The sequence below is a fragment of the Fibrobacter sp. genome (genome assembly GCF_017545445.1).
Lineage (GTDB): Bacteria > Fibrobacterota > Fibrobacteria > Fibrobacterales > Fibrobacteraceae > Fibrobacter.
The window spans coordinates 1-20,869 of the sequence record NZ_JAFWOM010000080.1 but is presented as its reverse complement, the minus strand read 5'-3'; the positions used below and the strand labels follow the sequence as shown (position 1 = coordinate 20,869).

Genomic DNA, 20,869 nt, shown 5'->3' with positions numbered 1-20,869 from the left:
AAAATGTCCTCCGTACTGTACGGAGAACAATCTAGTATTATTTTAACAAATCCGCACGAATCCATTCGCCGTAAGGGCCATTCTCCCTGCCTGAAGGAATTCCGTTTTCATCGCATTTCCATGGAGAATCAAAGAAGTCTCCGCCTAATTGAGAGTCTTCATAGATAACGCCATCGCAATCCTTCACGAGAAAAATTTCAGCGAAACCTATACTATCCTTTTGACATTTTCCACCAGCAAAAATCAATGCAAATTCAACAGTACTTGAATATAATCCATACCCCAAATTTGTCAGAATAGTGGCTTCGGATAGATACCCCCAAGAAGTAGTGATGGTGTATACTTTACAAAATTCAGGATTGAAGTTTTCACCAGCAATAGCAGACGTCATCGGGAAATATTTGGCAATTTCAGCGGGCGAAGCCACCTTGATTGTGAGACCGTTAATTGAATTCGTATCGATAACAGCTTCATTAGAAGGTAAAACACGGTAGGCAAGAACATGCTTATCGAACTTGTATTCTTTTCCAGGTTCGGCGAATCGTTCCTCATACTTTTCCAATGTAAACGAAGATGTGTCAATGGGAGCGCCAACGCTACTGGAACTGAGATAATCCACGGGATTATGTCCGGGAGTAAAGAAATACAGAGGAGATTCAGAACTCGAAGAATAATACTCAAACTTTCCAGCAGAAATATCAGAGCAGACGCTTTCAGATTTTTGTACAAACTCTTGAACAATGTTATTTTCATCGAGACCCTTCGCAGGGTCTAGTTTTATGTGGCATTTTTGCGAGCCATCAGGTCCAGCTTCAGAGCATTCCATTGTAGTGTAGCTAAAATCAGCACAGAAAGCGTACAAATCCCCCATTGAGGTACAGAAACCATTGTAACCACCATTCACTTTGATTTTCGGGTTGGTGTTGCATGTTTTCTGGAAATCATGAAGGATACTGTCGCAAGCAGTTCCGACATTATGCATTGTCAATCTTTTTAAGATATAACTTGATGAAATCATAAATTTTGCATCGAAGGACTGGTCGCCTACGGAGCAAGTCGCGCTCGCTCCCTTTTCCTCGCTGTAAACCTTAATATCAAGGCTATCAACGTAGCTACTTAGTGAAGTCGATTCCGTGTTGAAAGTGACAATTTTTTCGTAGAAGGAGGTATCAAGATATGCGCCACAAAGGGTATTAGAACCTTGGTTTGCGTAACAAAGATCAGTGAGTCCGGGAATGATGGGTTTGTCACCTTCAAAGATGATGGAATCGTTTTGCGCACTAGCATTTGGGATTGTTGTTGAACCCGCCGTAGAGGGGGCTTCAGAAGAACAAGCCGCCAAAATACAAAGAGCAAGAACACCTGCAAAGTAGAGATTATTTTTGAGGTTAAGCATGAGACTCTCCTTCAATTTTGTCTGTAAAAGGGAAAAGTTGAAAATTCAGACCATAGACCTGATTTAAGTTATCTGATTCATTTGCAATCGCAGCAATCTTTTTGGCACAAGCATCAATTTCTGCGATAACGCGAGCGTAATTTTCTTCGTTCACACCAATCGTCATCCCGACAAAGTAACGTTCGTTCGCGTTGTAGCGATCGACAGCCCGGACGGCCATATTGCCCATTTCCTTGTGCATCGCACGGATAGCTATCGGGAGTGCTGCAGCCGAACCAATGACAGCCTTTTCAGTTTGCGAATAAACTTTTTCACCCTCTTTCTTGAGAAATCCGGTTTTCACGAGGAAAGCAAGAACATCGCGGACTTCTTCGGCGGAGATATATTCCTTGCATACATCGGCAACTTTGCGAGGTTGAGCCCCCGGCATCATTGGAGCAAGTTCGCGGATTACAGGATACTTCCAAGATTCGTAGTATTGAAACGCATCCGCATCGACAACACGAACCTTGTGCTCACGAGCAATCCTCTCCATTTCGAGAAGCGCATCCTTTTTCACAGCATCCTTCGTCGCATTGCCGAAACGCACCATCTCCTTGAAGTACGCAAACTCATACCCCACAAGCCCCATAGCATGAGCCACCTGCTCCATCTTGACCAGACTCAAACTGCTCTTGCCGTCACAAACAAGCTTCAGATAAACCGGCGACTTGAACCCCGCCAGCTTTGAAAATTCACGCCACGAAAACGCGCTAGTCCTTTTACGTTCATCGTAAAAGTCCTGCATGAATTGGCGGTAATCTTTGTATTCAGTTATTGGTTTCATGGTGGTTAGGCATTAGGTGTTAGGAGTTAGGTTTTAGGTGGTAGGGGTTAGGCATTAGGTGATAGCTTTATGAGTGTCACCCCGGATTCATTCCGGGGTCGTCTGTTAATGATCGCGTTCTCCTGCTTGATTATAATATAGCTTTGGAAAATGCAAAAGTCAACAGTAAAATGATACAAAATTAAAGAAAATTAAAGATTTTTAAAGATTTTATTAAACATTTTTCATTTTCAAAATCTAAAAGATACACCCCGTATCATTTAACAAAAAAGATTGTTTTAATTTTTCCGCAAGGCATTAAAAAAGAAGTATATTTCAAACTGAACCTATCAAGAGGAGACCTTATGGCAAATAAATACGCAGGAACTCAAACTGAAAAGAACCTTGAAGCCGCATTCGCCGGCGAATCACAGGCCCGCAACAAGTACACCTACTTCGCCAGCCGCGCCAAGAAGGACGGTTTCGAACAAATTGCAGCCTTGTTCCAGAAAACAGCCGACAACGAAAAAGAACACGCAAAGTTGTGGTTCAAGGAACTCGAAGGCATCGGCGACACCGCCCAGAACCTGAAAGCTGCCGCTGACGGCGAAAACTACGAATGGACGGACATGTACGAAGGCTTCGCCAAGACCGCCGAAGAAGAAGGCTTCCCCGCCCTCGCCGCCAAGTTCCGCAAAGTCGCTGCCATCGAAAAGATGCACGAAGAACGCTACCGCGCCCTCCTCAAGAACGTGGAAACCGCACAGGTGTTCGAAAAGAGCGAAGTCAAAGTCTGGGAATGCCGCAACTGCGGACACATCGTCGTAGGTACGAAGGCCCCGGAAGTCTGCCCCGTTTGCGCCCACCCGCAAGCCTACTTCGAAATACATGAGGACAATTTCTAAAAGCCGAGCGCTGCAAAAACAAGCTTGCTTGTTTTTATAGCCGAGGCGAAAAGAAAAGCGCTTTAGCGCCATTTCTAAGAGCCGAGAGTCGCAAGATTTAATACGAGACTGTGTTCCATCTCGTCATTCTGAGGGGCTACGCCCCGAAGAATCCAGTCACAGTCCTCGTCTCGAAATAAACGCAATTTAGCGGAACCAATTTCTTTTGTACCACCAGCCTGCTGGTGGTTTCGTTTTATACAAAAAAGCCCCCTTCCGCAAGGAAAGGGGCAAACTTTATTTTAAACAGCTATCTTAGCGGACTTGCATCTTCAAGAGCTGAGAAGCAGAACCCTGCTGTACACGGACAATGTATTGTCCGCTGGGCATGGTCTTGAAGGTGTGAGCGAAGCTGCCAGCAGCCATCTTTTCGCTATGGCTTTCAATGGCATGGCCCATCATGTCAAGCACCTGAATCTTCACAAGGCCAGCCTTGGCAACCGTCATCTGCAAGGTATTGCCATGGAGAGTTGCCTTGAAGCCAGCCGGAGCAACGGACGCATGGATGGCATCGTTCTTCGGAGCCGTGGGCAAAGTACCGACGCACTTCACATTGTCAATAGCCAAGTCAGTTCCGAGGTTTGCTGCAGAGACCTTTTCATCAACCACCCAAGTCAACTTGGAGACCTTGGCCCAAGAGAACGCCACAATGCTGCTCGGAGCGGCATCGGCAACCCATTCCGGCTGTTCCATGGTAGAAACAGTCACAGTCTTCCAAGCAGTAGCCTTACCCTGATCAGCGGCAACATGTTCGTAGCCAGCGTTCGCCTTGACACCAGTCACAGAAGAACGCAAGTGGTGACCCGAACCCTTGTAATCGTACTGAACAGCGGAGCATCCAGAAAGCGTTCCGACATCAAACTCAACTTCCATGCCGACAGACGGATAAGTCGTGTCACCCGGAGTAATGCCAGAGATGCCCTTCATTTCGATATAGGAGTTGGAAGTTTCCTTCACGAGGATATCCCAGGACTTGTTTGCATCCTGAGTGTTGGTAAACGATCCACCTGCATCGTACAAGTACCAGTAAGCGGTCTTGCCGAGGTTTTCAGCCGTGGTGTTGTTGTCTTCAAAGTCGTCGATAACAGCAGTGGAACCCGTTTTCGGAGGGGGATTGTCACCGCCACCAGGATTCGTCGAACCGCCACCAGCGTAACCGGTGCAGTTCACATCATCGATGTACAGATAGTTCGGAGAAGCTTCGCCCTTGACTTCCCATGCAAGTTGCACAACGTCAGCCATCTTCAAGGCAACGGTTTTTCCCCAGCCCTTATCCTGAGCAAGACCCGATACGGCAACAGAAGCTGTACTCCAGCTAGTGCTAGAGTTAAAAGCTTTGTAGTGGCGATTGTATTGGGTCAAGGAACCAGTTTTATCGCCCTTCATCACAGCCTTAAGATTGTGACCAGCGCCCTTGTACTTGTAAGAAATCGTGGTGCAGCCAGAAAGACCGCCTTCGACGTTCAAGCCAAGAGTCACATAAGGGTCGTATTCATTTGTTCCCTGAACAAGTTTAATGTCCGTCAAGCCGGCACCATACTTGGAACCACCAGCAGCAGCTTCAGGAATCACAACGACAAGACCATAAGTATCAGTCGTATTCGAGTAAGTCGAAGCACCACCGTCATTCTCGTCATTGAAAGCATACCAAGCGTCATCTGTACCACCGGTACTGGCCAAGCCATTTCCGTCTTCGAAATCGTCGATGTTTGCGGCTGCAGAAGCCAAGGTTGCTGTTGCACACACTGTAAATAGGATTTTCTTATTCATCCTTCCTCCATGTTAGATCGAGTTTAATTTAACTATAAACAAGTTCGCTGTCAATATTTTTATTTCCATACATTGACTTCGTAATGGGCTTTTTTATGACCGACCTTAGAGCCATCAATGCGGTAAATTCCGGCAGGGGCTGTTTCCACTCTACTCTGGCGTATTTTCATGATACGAGATGTTCCACCGCCGTTTTCGCCCCCACTCCCACCGCTGGATGCGTTCAGCGTTACAGGGATGGAATCCATCGACACAGTGAAGTTGTCATAACGGATAAAGCGGTCATGCGTTGGCGCCCACTCCGCACTACTCCCGCCATGGAACGTCGAGAGATAGAACTTATCCACATGCAACGTGTCGTAATCGCGTAGCCTGAGCGTATCGACATCGAGTGCAAGTTCGCCATCGAGCCAAGCCTGCACGCGACCGTTCTTGTCGCCTAAGCCCGGCCGGCTCACCGAGTTCATCGAGACTTTATTTACAATACGATGCCATTTACCCGTAGTGAATTGCTTTTGCGGAATGGATCCGCCCAGGTCCCATTTAAAATCGTCGCCATATTCGGAGTGCTGTCCCATAAAGTAAATCAGCTGCACCGCGTTGCCGCCCTTGCGCCACATGATGCGGGCACTCCAGCCGTCGCCGGTTTCAGGCATGGCGTTGCCCGTATAGCACTCGCCACCGCAAAGTCCTGGAAGCTTGCCGCCGAGCTGGAATTCGAATCCATCTTCAAAGAAGATATCGTAAGCGCTCCACATGGTATCGGCAGTTCGTTCAAGGGGCTGTATAATTTGTGCGGCACACGCGGGCGTATCGTTGTCATTTGGGCCGACGCAACCCTTGGGATACTTGAGTTGCAGTACGTTGCCATGTTCTTCGCCATCATAGACGATGCGAGAATTTTCGCCATTGTTCTTTTCCATGGCGTACCACCAGCTTTTATCAGTAGCGTTGCGTTTAAAATCTTCCTTGGCGGAGGCATTGTTGTAAACGCCGACTTCGCGGTTTTCGAAGTTGACAAACGAGACCGTGTCCGAAACGTTCTGGGCAAAACTCTGAACGTAAAAGACCGCAGCGGCACATAGCAAGATGTAAAGGAACTTGAAACTCATGCAAAAATACCTATTTCCAATATAGATAAAAAAAATCACAAAACCCACTATTATAATCGCGTCGGTCTCAATGCCGAAGTCTGTCGCAATTTCATTCACAAAAAAAAGAAGCGAAGAAAGCAATCACCCCAAAAAATGGAAGCAGAGAAAAGAAACGACATTTCCGCACAAACTGGGCTCATCAATAACTCATTGTACATCAACACGTTACCGTTACAGTGCGTTTTTGAGTCATTTTTTTATATTTATCGAAAAATTTTCAAATTATGGTCCCAAACCCGCAATAAAAATATTATTTTTTTATTACGTCTTTTATAAAAAGAGGCATAATATGGAATCTACACGAAAAATGGAGTATGCAAAAGAGCTCATCAAAGCGGGGCTCAAGCGTGAACTTATTCTAAAAATCACTTCGATTACGGAACACGAGTACAGTCTCATCCAGCGTCAACTCGCCCTAGTATAAATTGCAGCTCATCTTAAACATACCCGCCCAACAGGCGACCGAAAACGCACCTCGCAAGGCTGCGGTTTTCGCCTGTTATAAAGACGGAAGCCTGCTGCTCGACGCAAGGGACAACCTCAAGCCTGCAAGATTCACGATGCAGCCGACCGACAACTTTCCGTGGAGCGAGTTCATCGAAAAACTGCTTGCCGCATGGCAACTTTGCGATTACAGCGATGTTCCAGAAGCGTTCAAGCCCATCAAGCAGATTCCGCCCTTCGTCATCGAAGGCCTGCCCAACGAACCTGTTCCACAACAGCTCAAAATCCTGGCGACACTCCGTTCTCAAGGATATTTCGCACCGCTCGCCAATCCCAGCAAATAGGGGAAATAAAAAAAAGTGCCTTCTCCTAAACCCATACGTTCCATTCGAAGACACTTTCTTTTTTCCAAGGAGAACCTACCCAACCATCTCCTATAATAACAGTATATAATTTTTGTCGGGGAAAATTTGTTATTAAAAGGATATTTTCTAATCAAAGTATTTATATTTTTTTCATGAACTTGATTAAATATCTCAGCAAACAACGTTGGTTCATGGGGAAAAACAGAACCATTTCGCATGTAGAAACGCTTGATTCCACAGAAGCCGGAACGACGCGGATCAAGCTCATCAAAGTTTCGTTCATGGACGGCGAAAGCGATATTTACACCATCATCGACGACGAGAACGCTGTCGGAAAAATTCTCGAAGACGCTTTCCTCGACGGTTCGCAGCAATCGGTATTCTCCGGCGACAAGGGGTTTTTCTCGTTCCGGATTACGGCCCCGCTCCCCAAGGCGCCCCTCGCAAGCGTCAAGCCTGTTTCGAAAGAACAAAGCAATTCCGCATTCTGCGCCCCCGGAAAATTCTTCTTCAAGCTTTACCGCCGGTTGCAACCGGGGCTGCATCCCGAAGCAGAAATTCTAGAAGCGATGAACAAGGCCGACAGCAGCCGCGTTCCAAGGCTTTACGCTGTATGCAATTACAAGTCCAACGCAGGCGAAATTTACACGTGGGGAATCCTCGAAGAGCATTTCGCAGATGCCAAGGACGCATGGAACGAATTTTGCAACGACATGAGCAGCACCGACACGTTCCAGCTCGGAATGTCCACCGCGCAGATGCACGAGAGTTTCAAGAAACTTGGCGGCCCGATGTACAGCAGCGACGAACCGCCTTTCGAACGTCTCGCACAACTTTTGCAAAGCACAAAGGACACAAAATACGCCCCGCAACTGCGTGAACGCCTGCCGCAACTGCAAATCCGTTATTACGACTTGTTGCGCGAAACATTCAGCGACAAGACTTTCAAACGCCAGCGCATCCACGGCGACTACCATCTTGGACAAGTGCTCATCACGCAAAGCGCGAACGGCACTAAGCATTTCGAAATCATAGACTTCGAAGGCGAACCGACGCGTAGCCTCGATTACAGGCGGACATGCCGCTCCCCCGCCGTCGATATCGCAGGGATGTTGCGCAGTTTCGCCTACGCTGGAGCCGTCGCAAAGACGGACCCCACCGACGCCGAACTCGCTTCTATCACCGGCTACTCCAAAGTTTCCGGGGTTTCAGCCGATGCCATTGAAAAAGCTGCCAAGCCCTACATTTTGGCGAAAGCCATTTACGAAGCCTGCTACGAACTGGAATTCAGGCCCGACTGGTTCTGGATCCCCGCCCAAGCACTGCTTGCGTTGTAAATTTTCTATATTTGGCGTCATCATGACACCAGAAGAAATGGAACAGTTGCTCCGCAAGGAAGCCGAAGAAATCGTAAAGACCGAGCCGCTTTCGAAGTTGATGCTCGAAGAGCAAGTCCTCAACCGCAAAAACTTTGCGGATATGCTTTGCGTGACTCTAGCTTGTCAACTCGCAGGCGAAGTGATTGACCGTGCGGAACTGGAAAAGATGTTCAGCGACATCTACAAAAAATATCCAAACCTTCTGCTTTGTGCCGCAAAAGACATCAAGGCGACCGTGCTCCGCGACGCCGCTTGCACGGGCCCGCTTGAGCCGTTGCTGTTCTTCAAAGGGTTCCAAGGGCTGCAAGCCTACCGCGTGGCCCACATTCTTTACGAAGAAGGCCGCCACTTCCCCGCCAAGATGCTCCAGAGCATCATCAGCCGCAAGTTCGGCATGGACATCCATCCAGCCGCTAAAATCGGCTACGGGCTTCTGATTGACCACGCGACCAACATCGTCATCGGCGAAACCGCAACCGTCGGCAACAACGTGAGCTTTTTGCACGGCGTGACCTTGGGCGGAACCGGCAACGAAATCGGCGACCGTCACCCGAAAATCGGTAACGGCGTGATGCTCGGTGCACATGCCCAGCTGCTTGGCAACATCCACATCGGCGACGGTGCGAAAATCGGCGCTGGAGCCGTTGTGCTTTGCGACGTTCCGGCACATACAACATACGCCGGAGTCCCAGCTGTTCAAGTAGGCCACCCGCACGACGAAATGCCGAGCTTCAACATGCAGCAAGACTTTACGCAGGACTGCTAACCCAGCCGCAAAGCGACCGCTTGCACCCATTGCAAAAAAGATTGTATATTCATTTCCAACTAAATTCCATTTGGAATCGTACATTGACCAAAACTTGGTAAAGGAGATGATTATGGCATTCAAAAGCATTGGACAAAGAATGGGCTTCGTCAGCATCGCCAAGAAAATGAATATTCCTAAAGAAGAACTTCTCGCACTAAAGCCATAAATTCAACAACGTTTACGAAAAAAGTCCCGGGTGCTTAACCTGGGACTTTTTGCATTCAGCGTAAATCCGCCATTTCCGCGCGCTCTCCTCGATTTATTATATTCACAACTATGGGAATTTACGTCAATCCGAATAATGTCACTTTTCAAAAGTGCTTGAACTCGCCCATCTATGTGGACAAGTCCATGCTCATTGCCGAGATTAACAAAATCGTTAATACTGAGAAATGCTTTGTGTGCGTTTCTCGTGCTCGTCGATTCGGCAAAAGCATGGCAGAAGACATGCTTTGTGCCTATTTCAGCAAGGGATGCGATAGCCGAGAGCTTTTTGCAGATTTGAAAATTGCCAAAGACTCAAGTTTTGAAAAATACTTGAACAAGCTGAACGTGATAAAGCTAGACGTAAACGCCGTTTTTTCAAACCGCACACCCCAAGAAATTGAATCCGGGATTAACTTTCAAAACAGAGACATTGTCCCGATATTCACAAAGGCAATCGTCCAAGAATTGCAATCTGAATTTCCTAACGCACGCATCACAGGAGAAGAAAGTCTCGCCGATGCTATTTTAAAAATATACGCAGCCACAGGCGAACAGTTTGCCATTATCATCGACGAATACGATGTGCTCATCCGTGAACGCGTGGCGGATTCCGTTTTCAATTCGTATCTCGCATTCTTGAACGCCATGTTCAAGAACAAAAATTTAGCTCCTGCGATTGCACTTGCTTACATTACCGGCATTTTGCCTATCGTGCGTGACAAGGTTCAGTCAAAACTGAACATGTTCGACGAATACACCATGCGAGACTCTTGGTCGCTTGCGGAATTTGTAGGCTTTACAGCCGATGAAGTTCATGACCTTTGTGAAAAATATTCGGTTGATTTCGAAGAATGTAAACGCTGGTACGACGGCTATAATATCAACGGCATTGAAACTTATAGCCCAGAATCAATCGTTTCGACAATTAGACGCAAGTATTTCCAGAGTTACTGGACACAAACCGGTTCATACGAAGCGTTGCAAAATTACATCCTGATGAATTTTGACGGCATCTTGGATGACGTGAAAACGATGATTGCCGGCGGACGCGTTCACGTGAATGTGGATAGTTATCTGAACACGATGACGGATTTTCACTGCAAAGACGACGTGTTCACTTATTTAGTTCATCTGGGATATCTCGCTTACAACCGCGATGAACAGCAGTGCTACATTCCAAACCGCGAAGTACGGGATCAGTGGATTCTATCAGTACGCCCTTCTCCGGATTACAAGGTTCTTATTGAGCTTGTAGATTCAAGCAAGCAGTTGATGGACAGCACCATCGAAGGCAATTCAAAAGCCGTGGCCGATGCATTAAACAAGGCTCATGAACAAATTTGCAACAACTTAAATTATAATAGCGAAGGGACTTTCCAATCGGTGATTTGCCTTGCATATTTCTATGCAAATTTAAAATACACTATTGTCAAAGAGTTCCCTGCAGGCAAGGGTGTTGCCGATGTCGTGATGATTCCTTATGTGCCGAATACTCCTGCACTTATCATAGAACTCAAACGTAACGCATGCGAAAAGACTGCACTAGCCCAAATCCAAGCAAAGAATTATGGCGATGCACTTGAAAAATATTCTGGAGATTTGCTTTTTGTCGGTGTAAATTACGACGAAAAAACGAAAGAGCATCGTTGCATCATCGAAAAATTCCAAAAATAACGCACTAGCCCCCTCCATGAAACGCACTGAGAAAATCAAATTCATTGGCGAAAAGTTGGACGAGCTGTTCCCGAATCCGCCGATTCCGTTAAATTACACGAATCCGTTCACGATGCTTGTCGCGGTCGTTTTAAGTGCCCAGTGCACAGACATCCGCGTGAACCAAGTAACCGCAGTCCTTTTCAAGCATGCCGACACGCCCCAAAAAATGGTCAAGCTCGGCGTGGAACGCATTGCCGAAATCATCAAACCCTGCGGATTTTTCAACACCAAGAGCGTGAACATTTTCAAGCTTTCGCAAGCGCTCGTCGAAAAATTCAAAGGCGAAGTTCCGCACTCGTTCGAAGAACTCGAAAGCCTCCCCGGAGTCGGCCACAAGACGGCAAGCGTCATCATGAGCCACATCTTCAAACTCCCGGCTTTTCCCGTCGATACGCACATCCACCGCCTCGCCGAACGCTGGGGCTTAAGCGATGGCAGCAGCGTTGAAAAGACGGAAGAAGACCTCAAAAAAGCATTCCCAGAAAGCGAATGGGAAAAGCGGCACTTGCAAATTATTTACTTTGGACGTACCTACTGCAAAGCACGCGGACACAAAGACGAAGATTGTCCTATTTGCAGCGTCATCAAAAGCAAGAAACGGCCCCCGCAACAGAGTGCGGGGTGACATTTATTATGCAAGAGCTTTCGTTTAAAATTATCGCCCGCATCAAAAGCGATTTCCGCGAAAAGTTTGGCATACCGCGTCAGAGCGGAATCGTGCAGAACTTGCGAGCAGCCATTCGTTTCGAGCCAGAGTTCCGCAACGCAGATGCATTGCGCGGCCTCGAAGGCTTTAGCCACTTGTGGATTGTATGGATTTTCTCGGAGAACATCAGAAGCACATGGAGTCCGACCGTGCGACCGCCAAGGCTCGGCGGAAACAAACGGCTCGGCGTTTTTGCGACACGCTCCAGTTTCCGCCCCAATCCGATAGCACTTTCGTGCGTCAAGATTGAACAAATTCATCTCGACGGAGCAGAAGGTCCCGAAATCATCGTCAGCGGAGCCGACTTGATGGACGGCACGCCCATTGTCGATATCAAGCCGTACCTTCCCTACACCGACGCGCACCCCGAAGCGACAGGCGGATTCGCCGACGCAGTCCGCCAGAACAAGCTTCACGTCAAGGAATCCGAACTGCTGAACAAGCTGCCTCGCGAAAAACGAACCGCCCTTATAGAAGTTTTGGAACAGGACCCGCGCCCCGCCTACCAAAACGACCCGGAACGCGTTTATGGATTTTCGTTTGCAAATTACGAAATCAAGTTCAAGGTGCAAAACGACGAACTTGAAATAGTGGGATTAGAGGTTAAAGCTTAAGGGTTTTCCCCGCTCGCTGTTTTTCTCGCTTTTTTGAACTTTTCGCGGATCAACTGCAAATCGTGCTGGTAAGGATTCCGCACAAAATCATCAAACGCCCAAGCGGTCGGATGAAAGACGCCCTTCGCATACGTCAAAAGCATATCGAGCCATACGCCTTTGCCAGCATACAACTTAAACGGACCACGCTTGTAACTCGGCAGCACAACCTTGTCCATATCCATGTAGCCGATGTCAATATTCACATGTCGAAATTCAGGATTTTCAGCGGTTGTCGTCGTGAGTTCCAATGCATTGCTGCGTTCCTTTTCTTCGGCAATCGACTCCGGGGGAATTTCCTTTTCAAAAGAAACGACTCCGCGGTACAAATCGTCGCCCATTTCAGGCTTGTAGTAGTCCGTCTTGTCAAACGCGAAAAGCTTCCCCTTATGGCGAATCGCCCCCCACGTTTTTTCAAGCAGTTCAATGACATGAGGATCCCATTCAGGCCCCTTTTGCAACACGAACGCAATCAGCTGCGCATTTTCAGAAAATTGAGAAGCTTTCATTTTTTCAGTAATACTTAATGCGGGAAAATCACGAGTGACGAACGAACCAGTTCCATTTGCTGTTTCGTAAACGAACCATCTTCATATTCATCAACTGTTACAGGGAACATAATGTTGTCTATATCCTTGCATTGATAAAGCGGTGATTTTGGAGCATAGCTGGCATTCGTCGCAAAAACTGCATTTGGAATAACATTTGTACAATCTTCTTCATCCCCTTGTTTATAAAGCCCACTTCTTAAAATATAATCACAGAACGGCGTATCCGTCAATCCGTCTTCGATATTAGACCAGTCTCCCACCTCACTGTTAGAACCGTCTTCAAGCGTTAAGACTTGATTCAAATCTCGCCTAGTAGTCGAAGTATGGCGAAGTCCAAAGAAATGCCCCGCTTCATGAATCGCCGTCATCACGATGTTCATAGAAGTCAACGGCGATATTTCTTCAGACGACTTTTTGACGTGTTCGCCAATCACAACAGAGCTCTCATTTCCAGCACCCAAAACTCCAGCAAATAAGGGTGAAAATCCCGTAATGTTATTTGAATTGATACTATGGACAAGAACAATATTCAACGCATGGGAAACTTCGTCTTCGGGCCATTCCGTTAATTCACTTAAATAGTAATCATCAGAATTCAAGCCAGACACCCACGGTCTATCCGCTGGATACTTGTACCCCACCGTAGGATGCTCATGAGCATAACGCACATAAAGAGTATCGACAGTCACGCCATAATACTTTTCACGAAACTTTTTGAGCATAAGTTGCGAAAGTTCCTCGACATTCATACCATCTTGCGTATTTTCCATTTCCCCAACCACAATCAAATTAATTGAGAAATGGTCACTATAGGCCCCCATGCCCGTAAACCGGATATTTTTGATTTCGCCATCGTAATATTTTCCATCAACACCAAGCGACGTAAACCATATCGACATTTGATTTTCTTCGCATTTAAACGAATACTCGTAGCGATTTCCGACAACAGTTGGTTGCAAAGTACGCACTTTCGAAAAACCGACATGATACTTGTCATTCTGGATTTCAAATGTACGAAACAACTGCAATTCAGGGACAGGCTGAGTAGAATCTATTTCAAAAGAGAGCTTGTAAGAAGCCTTCGGATGAACGACCAGCTTAATTCCACGAGCAAGATTCGCAGCAGCGGAATCATTCCGAGCCAAGTCATTTGGAAAAAGTTTATAAACGATCAAATGATCAGGATCGGGCACAAGCGTGCGATCGCCATCAGCATCCGTCGTAGAACATGCAGTAAAAAAGTTTGCCAACGAAAAAAGCAATAGGCACAACCATATCCATTTTTTACAAACATTTTTCATAAAAAACCTGTCCAAAAACTCCTCAAAAGCGTGTTATAGATAATAGAGACCCCCTTAAAATACAAAAGAAATAAGAAAATGAAAAAAAATATTAAAGAAAAAATAATTATTGCATCAAAAGACCTTATCGCACCACTTGACGGAAAGCCCGCCCTTGTGAGTGCACTCACCCTCGCAGCAACAATAGCGTCCCTCGACGAGCCAAAATTCGCCGTTTTCTTGCTCGGAAGCGTGTTTTTGCTCATGCACTTCTTCAGGCGGCACCTTCAATGGGTGATATTCATCACGATGGCAATGGGAATTGTTGCCCACGAAGGGGTTCCTGCAACAAAAAATATCATGGAAATAAGCCGAAACGGCTGCGGCACAATCGAAACGCGGCTACCACGCCCCAAAGGAACTGCGTTTATTGTAAATGTTTCAAGTTCTGCCGAGGAAACGGCTCGCGAGAGTGCGCGCAGCGGGTATTATAAAGTCCGGCTAACGGAAAAACGGAACCTGCCGGACCTCCCGCTGCCAGGTGATTCCATCTGTTTTGAGGCTTCGTGGTACCCGGTGACACCTCCGAGCGTGCCCGGAGCATTCGATACGCAAGGCTGGTTAAATTCGCAGGGGCTCGCCGCCTATGGCAAGTTCAAACGATGGACTGCATATCGCGACGATTGGACGTTCGAGCGGAGCTTTTTCCAGTTCCGGCAATTTTTGCAACGACGGTTCGCAAAGTTTCTCGACCCTGCCGAAACGGGACTTTTGATGGGATTATTGGCAGGTGACCGCTCCGGCATTCCAGAAGTGCTGCGGAGCGATTTCCAGCGGTCGGGGCTCGTGCATGTGCTTGCGATTAGCGGTTTTCACGTCGTTTTGCTTGCTGGAATGCTCATGATTTTCTTGAAAGCGACGGGCCTTCCGCATAAAATCGTCATCATCATCGCCGTGACGCTCCTTGCGATTTACGTTCCCGTTACGGGAGGCTCGCCAGCCGTGCGCCGTGCGGTCATGATGTTCGCCATTCCGCAAATCGGCACTTTGTTCGGGAAACCCGCCAACACGCTCAACAGCTTGGGCGTTGCATTGCTCCTTATCATCTTGCCGGAGCCAAACGTCATCTGGAATCCGGGATTCCAGCTTTCGTTTGCAGCAACCGCCGGAATCATCATCGGAACGCCGCACAACCCGACAAAGCTTTTGCCCGACAGCCTCAAGCAAAACAAGCTTTGGCAAAAGATCCAAGCGTTCGCGATTGACCCGACTTACGTCACGCTCTGCGCGACGCTTGCAACAGCGCCGTTCCTCATCCATCATTTCAAGACGCTTTCGCCATTCGCATGGTTCGGGAACATCATCATCGTGCCAGCGATTTCGCTTGGCATGCAGGCGGGGCTTTTCGCACAACTTTCGCCCGTTGACTTTATCTGCGGAACATTCTGCGAAGCCGCGAGATTCTTTTTGCGGTTGGCATCGCTTTTGACGCGAATACTCTCGGACTCTGCCGCCGCCTCGATGACCATCGGGCCATTTTCGCCAGCAGTACTACTCGCGCTCGGATTCTTGATTCTGCTTTTGCCCGTTTGCTACAAGAATTACATCGCACGCAAATACGCGTTTTTATGCATTTTAATTGCAGCCGCTTTATTCGCGTTTGAAAGCTACCGCGAAGTGCTACACCCGTCGTGGACGCTCACAACCATCGATGTCGGGCAAGGCGATAGCCACCTCGTCAAGACGCCATCTGGAAGACACTTTCTCATCGACGCCGGCGACAACAGCCGCCAAGATTCCGGCAAGGATATCATCGTTCCGTTCTTGCACCACATTGGTGTGAGCAAACTCGATGCGCTCATCATCACGCACCCCGACAAAGACCATTTCGGCGGAGCGCTTTCGCTATTGAAAATGTTCCCCGTCAGGGAACTTTGGACAAGCGACTGTTCCATGAAAGAAAGCAAACCCGACTGGCAACAAGTCCTCAGCGAAGCCCGCAAAAGGAACATTCCTATCCGCAACATCCATCGCGGCATTCTGTGGAAAGAAAACTACTTCGAAATGCGAACCATCCATCCGCGAAACGACGTTTGCGTCGAAGCCAACGAAGGGAGCATTACGCTTAGGCTCAAAGGACTCGGGCATTCCGCCGTCCTCACCGGAGACCTCACCGTCAAAGGCGAAAAAGAAATCATGAAAACAGACGCCTATCTGAAAAGCGACGTGCTGAAACTCGGGCATCACGGTTCCAAAACGTCCAGCAGCGTACCGTTCTTGAACGCCGTCTCCCCCACGTACGCCATCATCCCAAGCGGCCGCAAGAACAGGTTCCGCCACCCACACAAGCAAGTCACCGACCGCCTCGATTCGCTAAACATCCCCTACATCAACACCGCAAAAAAAGGGACGATAACATTCACGTTCGTCCCGGATTCAGTAAGCTATACAACGATGTGGGAGTGAGGTTTTAGGTGGTAGGTTTTAGGGATTAGGAAATAGTAGGAAGTAGACGGTAGGAAGTAGGAAGTGAACGGTTTACTGAAGAAGTCATTCTGGAGGGAACCTTATTCAAATGCGAAGCCATTAATGTCTTTAGCCCCGAATTAAGGTTGGTGCACTTCGGCAGGCTCAGTGACCTTTTGTCGAACCACCGAGCCGGGAGACCGATAGGATCCAGTAAAGTTTTTGCATTTAAGAGTTAGGTTATAGGGACTAATCTTAGAAAGATAAGCTATTTACTTGTTCCAGCGCCCCCTATCTGGAAGAAAAATTTGCACTTAAAATCATCTGCAAAATTTTTCTCCAAACGAACGCCGGCTTCAAAATAAGTAATGGAGTTATTTGTTCGTATTGGAGACCACCGCAAGCCAATATCATTCACATAAGTAAAACTACGTAGATGAAATCCTCGTTCATAAATAACATGAGAAATAATATGACTTTGATCTGTCAATCCCAACCATGCTTTAGGAACTAAAGGTATATAAAAGTTTCCACACCACGCATATACAGGGACTCCTAGAAGTATATAGCCTAACACTTCTAAAACCTTATTTGAAGGAGCATGTCCATCAAACGCCCCTACAATCAAGCCCATCACTAAAGCTCCACCCAAAGAAAATAGAGCCTCGTCAGAAACTTTATTTGGATCAATGCTAACATGAAGCGGATCAAATCCAAAATAGACATCAAATAAATTGCCTATATGGAAAGCGTCCGCTTCAGTCCCAGATCGAATATCAAATAGAGATACTTCCGCAGTAGTCGAATACACATAAGAAGCATGAAAAGTCATTCCATAGGGCAAATAGCTTTCTTTGACCGGTTCTTCGCCCATGCCATTACAGCAAAGAACAAGAACTAGAAAGCCTATAAGAATTTTTTTCATACACCTACAAAAACAACTTTATATGCGATAAACCTTACTTTTTCAAGCATTCCAGTGCAGCGTCGTGCAAGAGCCCGTTCGTCGCGATGCTCGTGAAGCCTTCGTAAATCGGAGCGGTCGGCTTGCCGTTTTCATCGAAGAGTTCCGTCTTGCCGTCAATCGTACTGAACTTGCCGCCCGCTTCTTTCATCAAGAGCGGGAACGGAGCAATGTCCCACATCGATACGACCGGATCCACCATGATTTCGGCACGGCCAGCCGCCACGAGGTAATAGCCGTAGCAATCGCCCCAACCGCGATGCAAGCGGGCACTGCGGCGGAGCTTCGTAAAGCCTTCGCCAAAGCCCTTGTCTTCCATCGTATTGACCGTTCCCGAAAGCACAAGCGCATCGCTCAATTGCGACACTTTCGAAGCACGAACTTCGCGACCGTCCAAAAAGGCGCCGCCGCCATTCACCGCCCACACAGCGCTTTTCATCGCCGGCAAGCGAATCACACTCGCAATCGGAACATTCTTATGCCAGAGGCCAATCAGCGTACCGAACAGCGGCACGCCATGAATAAACGATTTGGTGCCGTCAATCGGATCAATCACCCACTGGTATTCCGCATCAGGGCTTTCAATGCCGAATTCTTCGCCAATGACGCCGAAGCCAGGCGTTTCCTTTGCCCAGAATTTGCGGGCGAGTTCTTCCGTTCCCTTGTCCGCAATCGTCACAGGAGTCTTGTCAGCCTTCCATTCGACGCCCACATCGTTCTGATAGAACTTGAGGATGTTCTCTTCGGCAAGTTCCGCCGTCTTGAGCGCAATCTTCAAAAGCTCCAGATATTCAGGAGCTACGCCAGCCTTTGCAATTTCGCGATTTTCCATAGCAAGCTCCTAGCCGACCCACTTCTTGACAAGCGAAACAAGCAATTCGTTTTCTTCGGGCTTACCGACCGTGATGCGGATGTGTTCCGGCATGCCAAAGCTCGTGAGACCACGGACAATCATTCCGTTCTGCTCCAAGAACGCAACAAGTTCCTTGGCGCGTTCACCGATGCGCACGCAAATAAAGTTCGCCTGCGTCGGGAGAACCTTGAAACCGAGCGCACCAAGTTCGCGATTCAGGTATTCAAAACCAACGGCGTTGTTCTTGCGGGTTGCTTCAACGTGTGCGGTATCGGCAAGAGCAGCCACAGCAGCCACCTGAGCAGCCTGGTTCACGTCAAACGGCGGCTTGATTTTCCACATCGCACGGACGACTTCAACACTTGCCATCGCATAACCCACGCGGAGCCCAGCCAAGCCGTAAATCTTGCTGAATGTACGGTTGAGGAACAAGTTCGGGTATTCCGAAAGCAGCGGAGCCATCTTCGGGTAATCCGCAGCCGTTGCAAATTCAGCGTAAGCTTCGTCCAAGAACACGAGAACGTTCGACGGCACTTTCGCAAGGAAGCTGCGAATTTCGGCCTCAGTGTAATAGTGACCAGTCGGGTTGTTCGGGTTGCAAATGAAAGCGACACGTGTCTTTTCGTTAACGGCAGCCGCGAGCTTATCCAACGAAGCCTTTTCTTCGCCTTCACCCACGCCAATAAAATCGGCACCGTTCGAAAGTGTCGTAAACTTATAGACGGAGAACGTCGGCGTAATGCCCACGCAGTTGTCACCCTGACGGATAAAAGCCTTGCCCACCATGTCGATAATTTCATCGGAACCATTACCGATGACAATCTGGTTCGTCGAAACGCCATACATTTTGGCAATCGCATCAATCAGCTTCGGAGCATCGCCACGCGGGTACAAGTGCAACGAATTCGCAATTTCATGGAACGCTTCCACCGCTTTCGGGGAAGCACCCAACGGGTTCTCGTTAGACGCTAGCTTTACAACATTCTTAAGACCATAACGTTCACGAATCTCGTCAATGGACTTGCCAGGGACGTAATCGGAAAGTTTTGAAAGTTCTGGACGCGGTTCAATCACAGATACCTCCATTTTTACGCATGTAAATTTAGCTTTTACCAAACGATTTATCTAACTTTGGTAATCATGAGACGCCTTCTTTGCCTGTTATTTGCTGTTCTTGCCACAAACGCCTTTGCACTGGACCACATGTGGGACATGCGTTATACGTTCGGCCCTGAAAGCCGCCCCTCCCCGAAAATGGGCTTCGGCCTTGGCATCCGCTCTCCGTTTAATTCCAACGTACTTTTCCCCATCAACTTCACAAGACAACTCAATAAAAAATTTGACGTTGGAACAAAACTCGACATCAACACTTACAATAAATTAGACGAAATCCACACCGCACTCGACATCGGAGGGCGTTTCCGGTACAAGCCCGCTTCCTTTATCGCCTTGGACGGTTATCTGGACTTGAGCGATATCAATGCAAGTGCTGTCGTTTTCACTATCGGTACGCAGCTGTTCATCGCAAGATGTTTTGCCAACTACTATGAACTCCGTGCAGGATTCCTCGAAGGAGCGACCGGCAAAGACGGCTACGCCAAGTTTTCAGGCGCAGTCATTCCGACAATTGTTTTCGGACAAATTTTCCGTCTTTTCCTGGAAGTCAACACCTCAGCCAGCGTAGGGCATTTCCGTGATGACTTTATGGTCGATATCATTCCGAAAATGGAACTTACATTTGGCGGGACCCACATCCGCATCGACTTCGACGTAGGCGTAATGCAAGAAAAGAACAATGATCAAAAGACCATTGCTCTTTACGTTATGACAGCTTTATAAGTAGGAAGTAGGAAGTTATCAGTAGACAGGATTGCCTAGGATGACACCACTGTCTACTTCCTACTGTCTACCGCCTACTACTTCACCACAAACATTCCGTTCTGGTAATCGACCACAGCGGGCTTTGCGGCACTCACAGTACCCGAGAGTATCGCGTGACTCAGCGGGCGTTCAATGTTACGTTCGATGTAACGCTGGATCGGACGAGCACCGAATTCCGGCTGGTAAGCGCCTTCCGCAATCGCATCAAGAGCCGCATCCGAAAGCGTAAGCACCAAGTCCTGACGGGCAGCGCGGTTCGCCAAATCCGCAAATTTGAGTTTCACGATTTCGCGAATCTGCTTTTTCGAGAGGCTCTGGAACACAAGCACTTCATCCAAGCGGTTCAAGAATTCCGGGCGGAAGAATGCATGCAAGTCAGCTTCGACATCCGAAAGCGCAACCTGCGGCGGTTCGCCGTTCTTGGCGCTAGCCGCACTCAAGCGGAACTTTTCGGCACCCAAGTTCGAGGTCATCAAAATCAAGGTGTTCTTGAAGTTCACCGTACGGCCCTTGCCGTCCGTCAAACG

20 protein-coding genes are annotated in these 20,869 nt (G+C 47.9%); 10 read left to right on the top strand and 10 right to left on the bottom strand.

Going from position 1 to position 20,869, the window contains the following annotated elements:
- Window positions 1-37 precede the first annotated feature (37 nt).
- Both IKG78_RS09740 and IKG78_RS09735 read right to left on the bottom strand, forming a co-directional pair.
- A complete protein-coding gene (locus tag IKG78_RS09740) occupies window positions 38-1,396 on the bottom strand; it encodes a hypothetical protein (protein WP_290942820.1) in 1,359 nt (452 codons plus the stop codon).
- Window positions 1,389-2,222, bottom strand: coding sequence for a TIGR02147 family protein (locus IKG78_RS09735; RefSeq protein WP_290942818.1), 834 nt, complete (start codon window positions 2,220-2,222; stop codon window positions 1,389-1,391). Before IKG78_RS09735 ends, IKG78_RS09740 begins: the two co-directional genes overlap by 8 nt.
- Window positions 2,223-2,566: 344 nt before the next feature.
- On the opposite strand from IKG78_RS09735, the gene rbr reads away from it, so the two are divergent.
- Window positions 2,567-3,106, top strand: a complete 540-nt coding sequence (gene rbr, locus IKG78_RS09730; protein ID WP_290942816.1) for a rubrerythrin — start codon at window positions 2,567-2,569, stop codon at window positions 3,104-3,106.
- Window positions 3,107-3,400: 294 nt separating this feature from the next.
- On the opposite strand, the gene IKG78_RS09725 is transcribed toward rbr, so the two are convergent.
- Both IKG78_RS09725 and IKG78_RS09720 read right to left on the bottom strand, forming a co-directional pair.
- A complete protein-coding gene (locus IKG78_RS09725; RefSeq protein WP_290942814.1) occupies window positions 3,401-4,915 on the bottom strand; it encodes a carbohydrate binding domain-containing protein in 1,515 nt (504 codons plus the stop codon).
- A gap of 59 nt (window positions 4,916-4,974) precedes the next feature.
- The gene (locus IKG78_RS09720) at window positions 4,975-6,027 is read right to left on the bottom strand and encodes a polysaccharide lyase (protein ID WP_290942812.1); all 1,053 of its coding nucleotides are present in this window, start codon (window positions 6,025-6,027) and stop codon (window positions 4,975-4,977) included.
- A 331-nt stretch (window positions 6,028-6,358) separates the two neighbouring features.
- Here IKG78_RS09720 and IKG78_RS09715 point away from each other — a divergent pair, with 331 nt between their 5' ends.
- The 7 genes from IKG78_RS09715 to tsaA all read left to right on the top strand — a co-directional run bounded on the left by IKG78_RS09715 (window position 6,359) and on the right by tsaA (window position 12,308).
- The gene (locus tag IKG78_RS09715) at window positions 6,359-6,493 is read left to right on the top strand and encodes a hypothetical protein (RefSeq protein ID WP_290942810.1); all 135 of its coding nucleotides are present in this window, start codon (window positions 6,359-6,361) and stop codon (window positions 6,491-6,493) included.
- A gap of 1 nt (window position 6,494) precedes the next feature.
- Window positions 6,495-6,857, top strand: a complete 363-nt coding sequence (locus tag IKG78_RS09710) for a hypothetical protein (RefSeq protein ID WP_290942807.1) — start codon at window positions 6,495-6,497, stop codon at window positions 6,855-6,857.
- A gap of 173 nt (window positions 6,858-7,030) precedes the next feature.
- Complete coding sequence (locus IKG78_RS09705) at window positions 7,031-8,215, top strand: phosphotransferase (protein WP_290942805.1); 1,185 nt, start codon at window positions 7,031-7,033, stop codon at window positions 8,213-8,215.
- Window positions 8,216-8,237: 22 nt separating this feature from the next.
- Window positions 8,238-9,023 (top strand): serine O-acetyltransferase EpsC, encoded by a 786-nt coding sequence (gene epsC / locus IKG78_RS09700; RefSeq protein ID WP_290942802.1) that lies wholly within the window; start codon window positions 8,238-8,240, stop codon window positions 9,021-9,023.
- A gap of 318 nt (window positions 9,024-9,341) precedes the next feature.
- On the top strand, window positions 9,342-10,946 hold the full coding sequence (locus IKG78_RS09695; RefSeq protein ID WP_290942801.1) for an AAA family ATPase: 1,605 nt from the start codon (window positions 9,342-9,344) through the stop codon (window positions 10,944-10,946).
- 16 nt (window positions 10,947-10,962) lie between these two features.
- Complete coding sequence (gene nth / locus IKG78_RS09690; RefSeq protein ID WP_290942799.1) at window positions 10,963-11,613, top strand: endonuclease III; 651 nt, start codon at window positions 10,963-10,965, stop codon at window positions 11,611-11,613.
- A 5-nt stretch (window positions 11,614-11,618) separates the two neighbouring features.
- Window positions 11,619-12,308 carry a tRNA (N6-threonylcarbamoyladenosine(37)-N6)-methyltransferase TrmO gene (gene tsaA, locus IKG78_RS09685; protein WP_366075159.1) on the top strand — a complete coding sequence of 230 codons (690 nt, stop codon included), beginning with the start codon at window positions 11,619-11,621 and terminating at the stop codon, window positions 12,306-12,308.
- Here tsaA and IKG78_RS09680 read toward each other — a convergent pair.
- Together IKG78_RS09680 and IKG78_RS09675 are read right to left on the bottom strand one after the other, a co-directional pair.
- Window positions 12,305-12,856, bottom strand: coding sequence for a DUF4416 family protein (locus tag IKG78_RS09680; protein ID WP_290942795.1), 552 nt, complete (start codon window positions 12,854-12,856; stop codon window positions 12,305-12,307). The genes tsaA and IKG78_RS09680 overlap by 4 nt on opposite strands.
- A gap of 14 nt (window positions 12,857-12,870) precedes the next feature.
- Window positions 12,871-14,160, bottom strand: a complete 1,290-nt coding sequence (locus IKG78_RS09675; RefSeq protein WP_290942793.1) for a zinc-dependent metalloprotease family protein — start codon at window positions 14,158-14,160, stop codon at window positions 12,871-12,873.
- A 117-nt stretch (window positions 14,161-14,277) separates the two neighbouring features.
- On the opposite strand from IKG78_RS09675, the gene IKG78_RS09670 reads away from it, so the two are divergent.
- Entirely contained in the window at window positions 14,278-16,644 is a 2,367-nt protein-coding gene (locus IKG78_RS09670; protein WP_290942791.1) for a DNA internalization-related competence protein ComEC/Rec2, read from the top strand.
- Between the two features lie 268 nt (window positions 16,645-16,912).
- Here IKG78_RS09670 and IKG78_RS09665 read toward each other — a convergent pair whose 3' ends face one another.
- The 3 genes from IKG78_RS09665 to hisC are packed head-to-tail and all read right to left on the bottom strand — an operon-like array spanning window position 16,913 to window position 19,535.
- On the bottom strand, window positions 16,913-17,569 hold the full coding sequence (locus tag IKG78_RS09665) for a hypothetical protein (RefSeq protein WP_290942789.1): 657 nt from the start codon (window positions 17,567-17,569) through the stop codon (window positions 16,913-16,915).
- 34 nt (window positions 17,570-17,603) lie between these two features.
- Window positions 17,604-18,440 carry a histidinol-phosphatase gene (gene hisN, locus IKG78_RS09660; RefSeq protein WP_290942788.1) on the bottom strand — a complete coding sequence of 279 codons (837 nt, stop codon included), beginning with the start codon at window positions 18,438-18,440 and terminating at the stop codon, window positions 17,604-17,606.
- A gap of 9 nt (window positions 18,441-18,449) precedes the next feature.
- Window positions 18,450-19,535 (bottom strand): histidinol-phosphate transaminase, encoded by a 1,086-nt coding sequence (hisC, locus tag IKG78_RS09655; RefSeq protein WP_290942787.1) that lies wholly within the window; start codon window positions 19,533-19,535, stop codon window positions 18,450-18,452.
- Window positions 19,536-19,601: 66 nt separating this feature from the next.
- On the opposite strand from hisC, the gene IKG78_RS09650 reads away from it, so the two are divergent.
- Window positions 19,602-20,300: a hypothetical protein gene (locus IKG78_RS09650; protein ID WP_290942785.1), complete on the top strand. Its 699-nt coding sequence runs from the start codon at window positions 19,602-19,604 to the stop codon at window positions 20,298-20,300.
- Window positions 20,301-20,377: 77 nt separating this feature from the next.
- Here IKG78_RS09650 and IKG78_RS09645 read toward each other — a convergent pair.
- A partial coding sequence (locus IKG78_RS09645; RefSeq protein WP_290942784.1) for an AAA family ATPase occupies window positions 20,378-20,869 on the bottom strand: 492 nt, incomplete at its 5' end.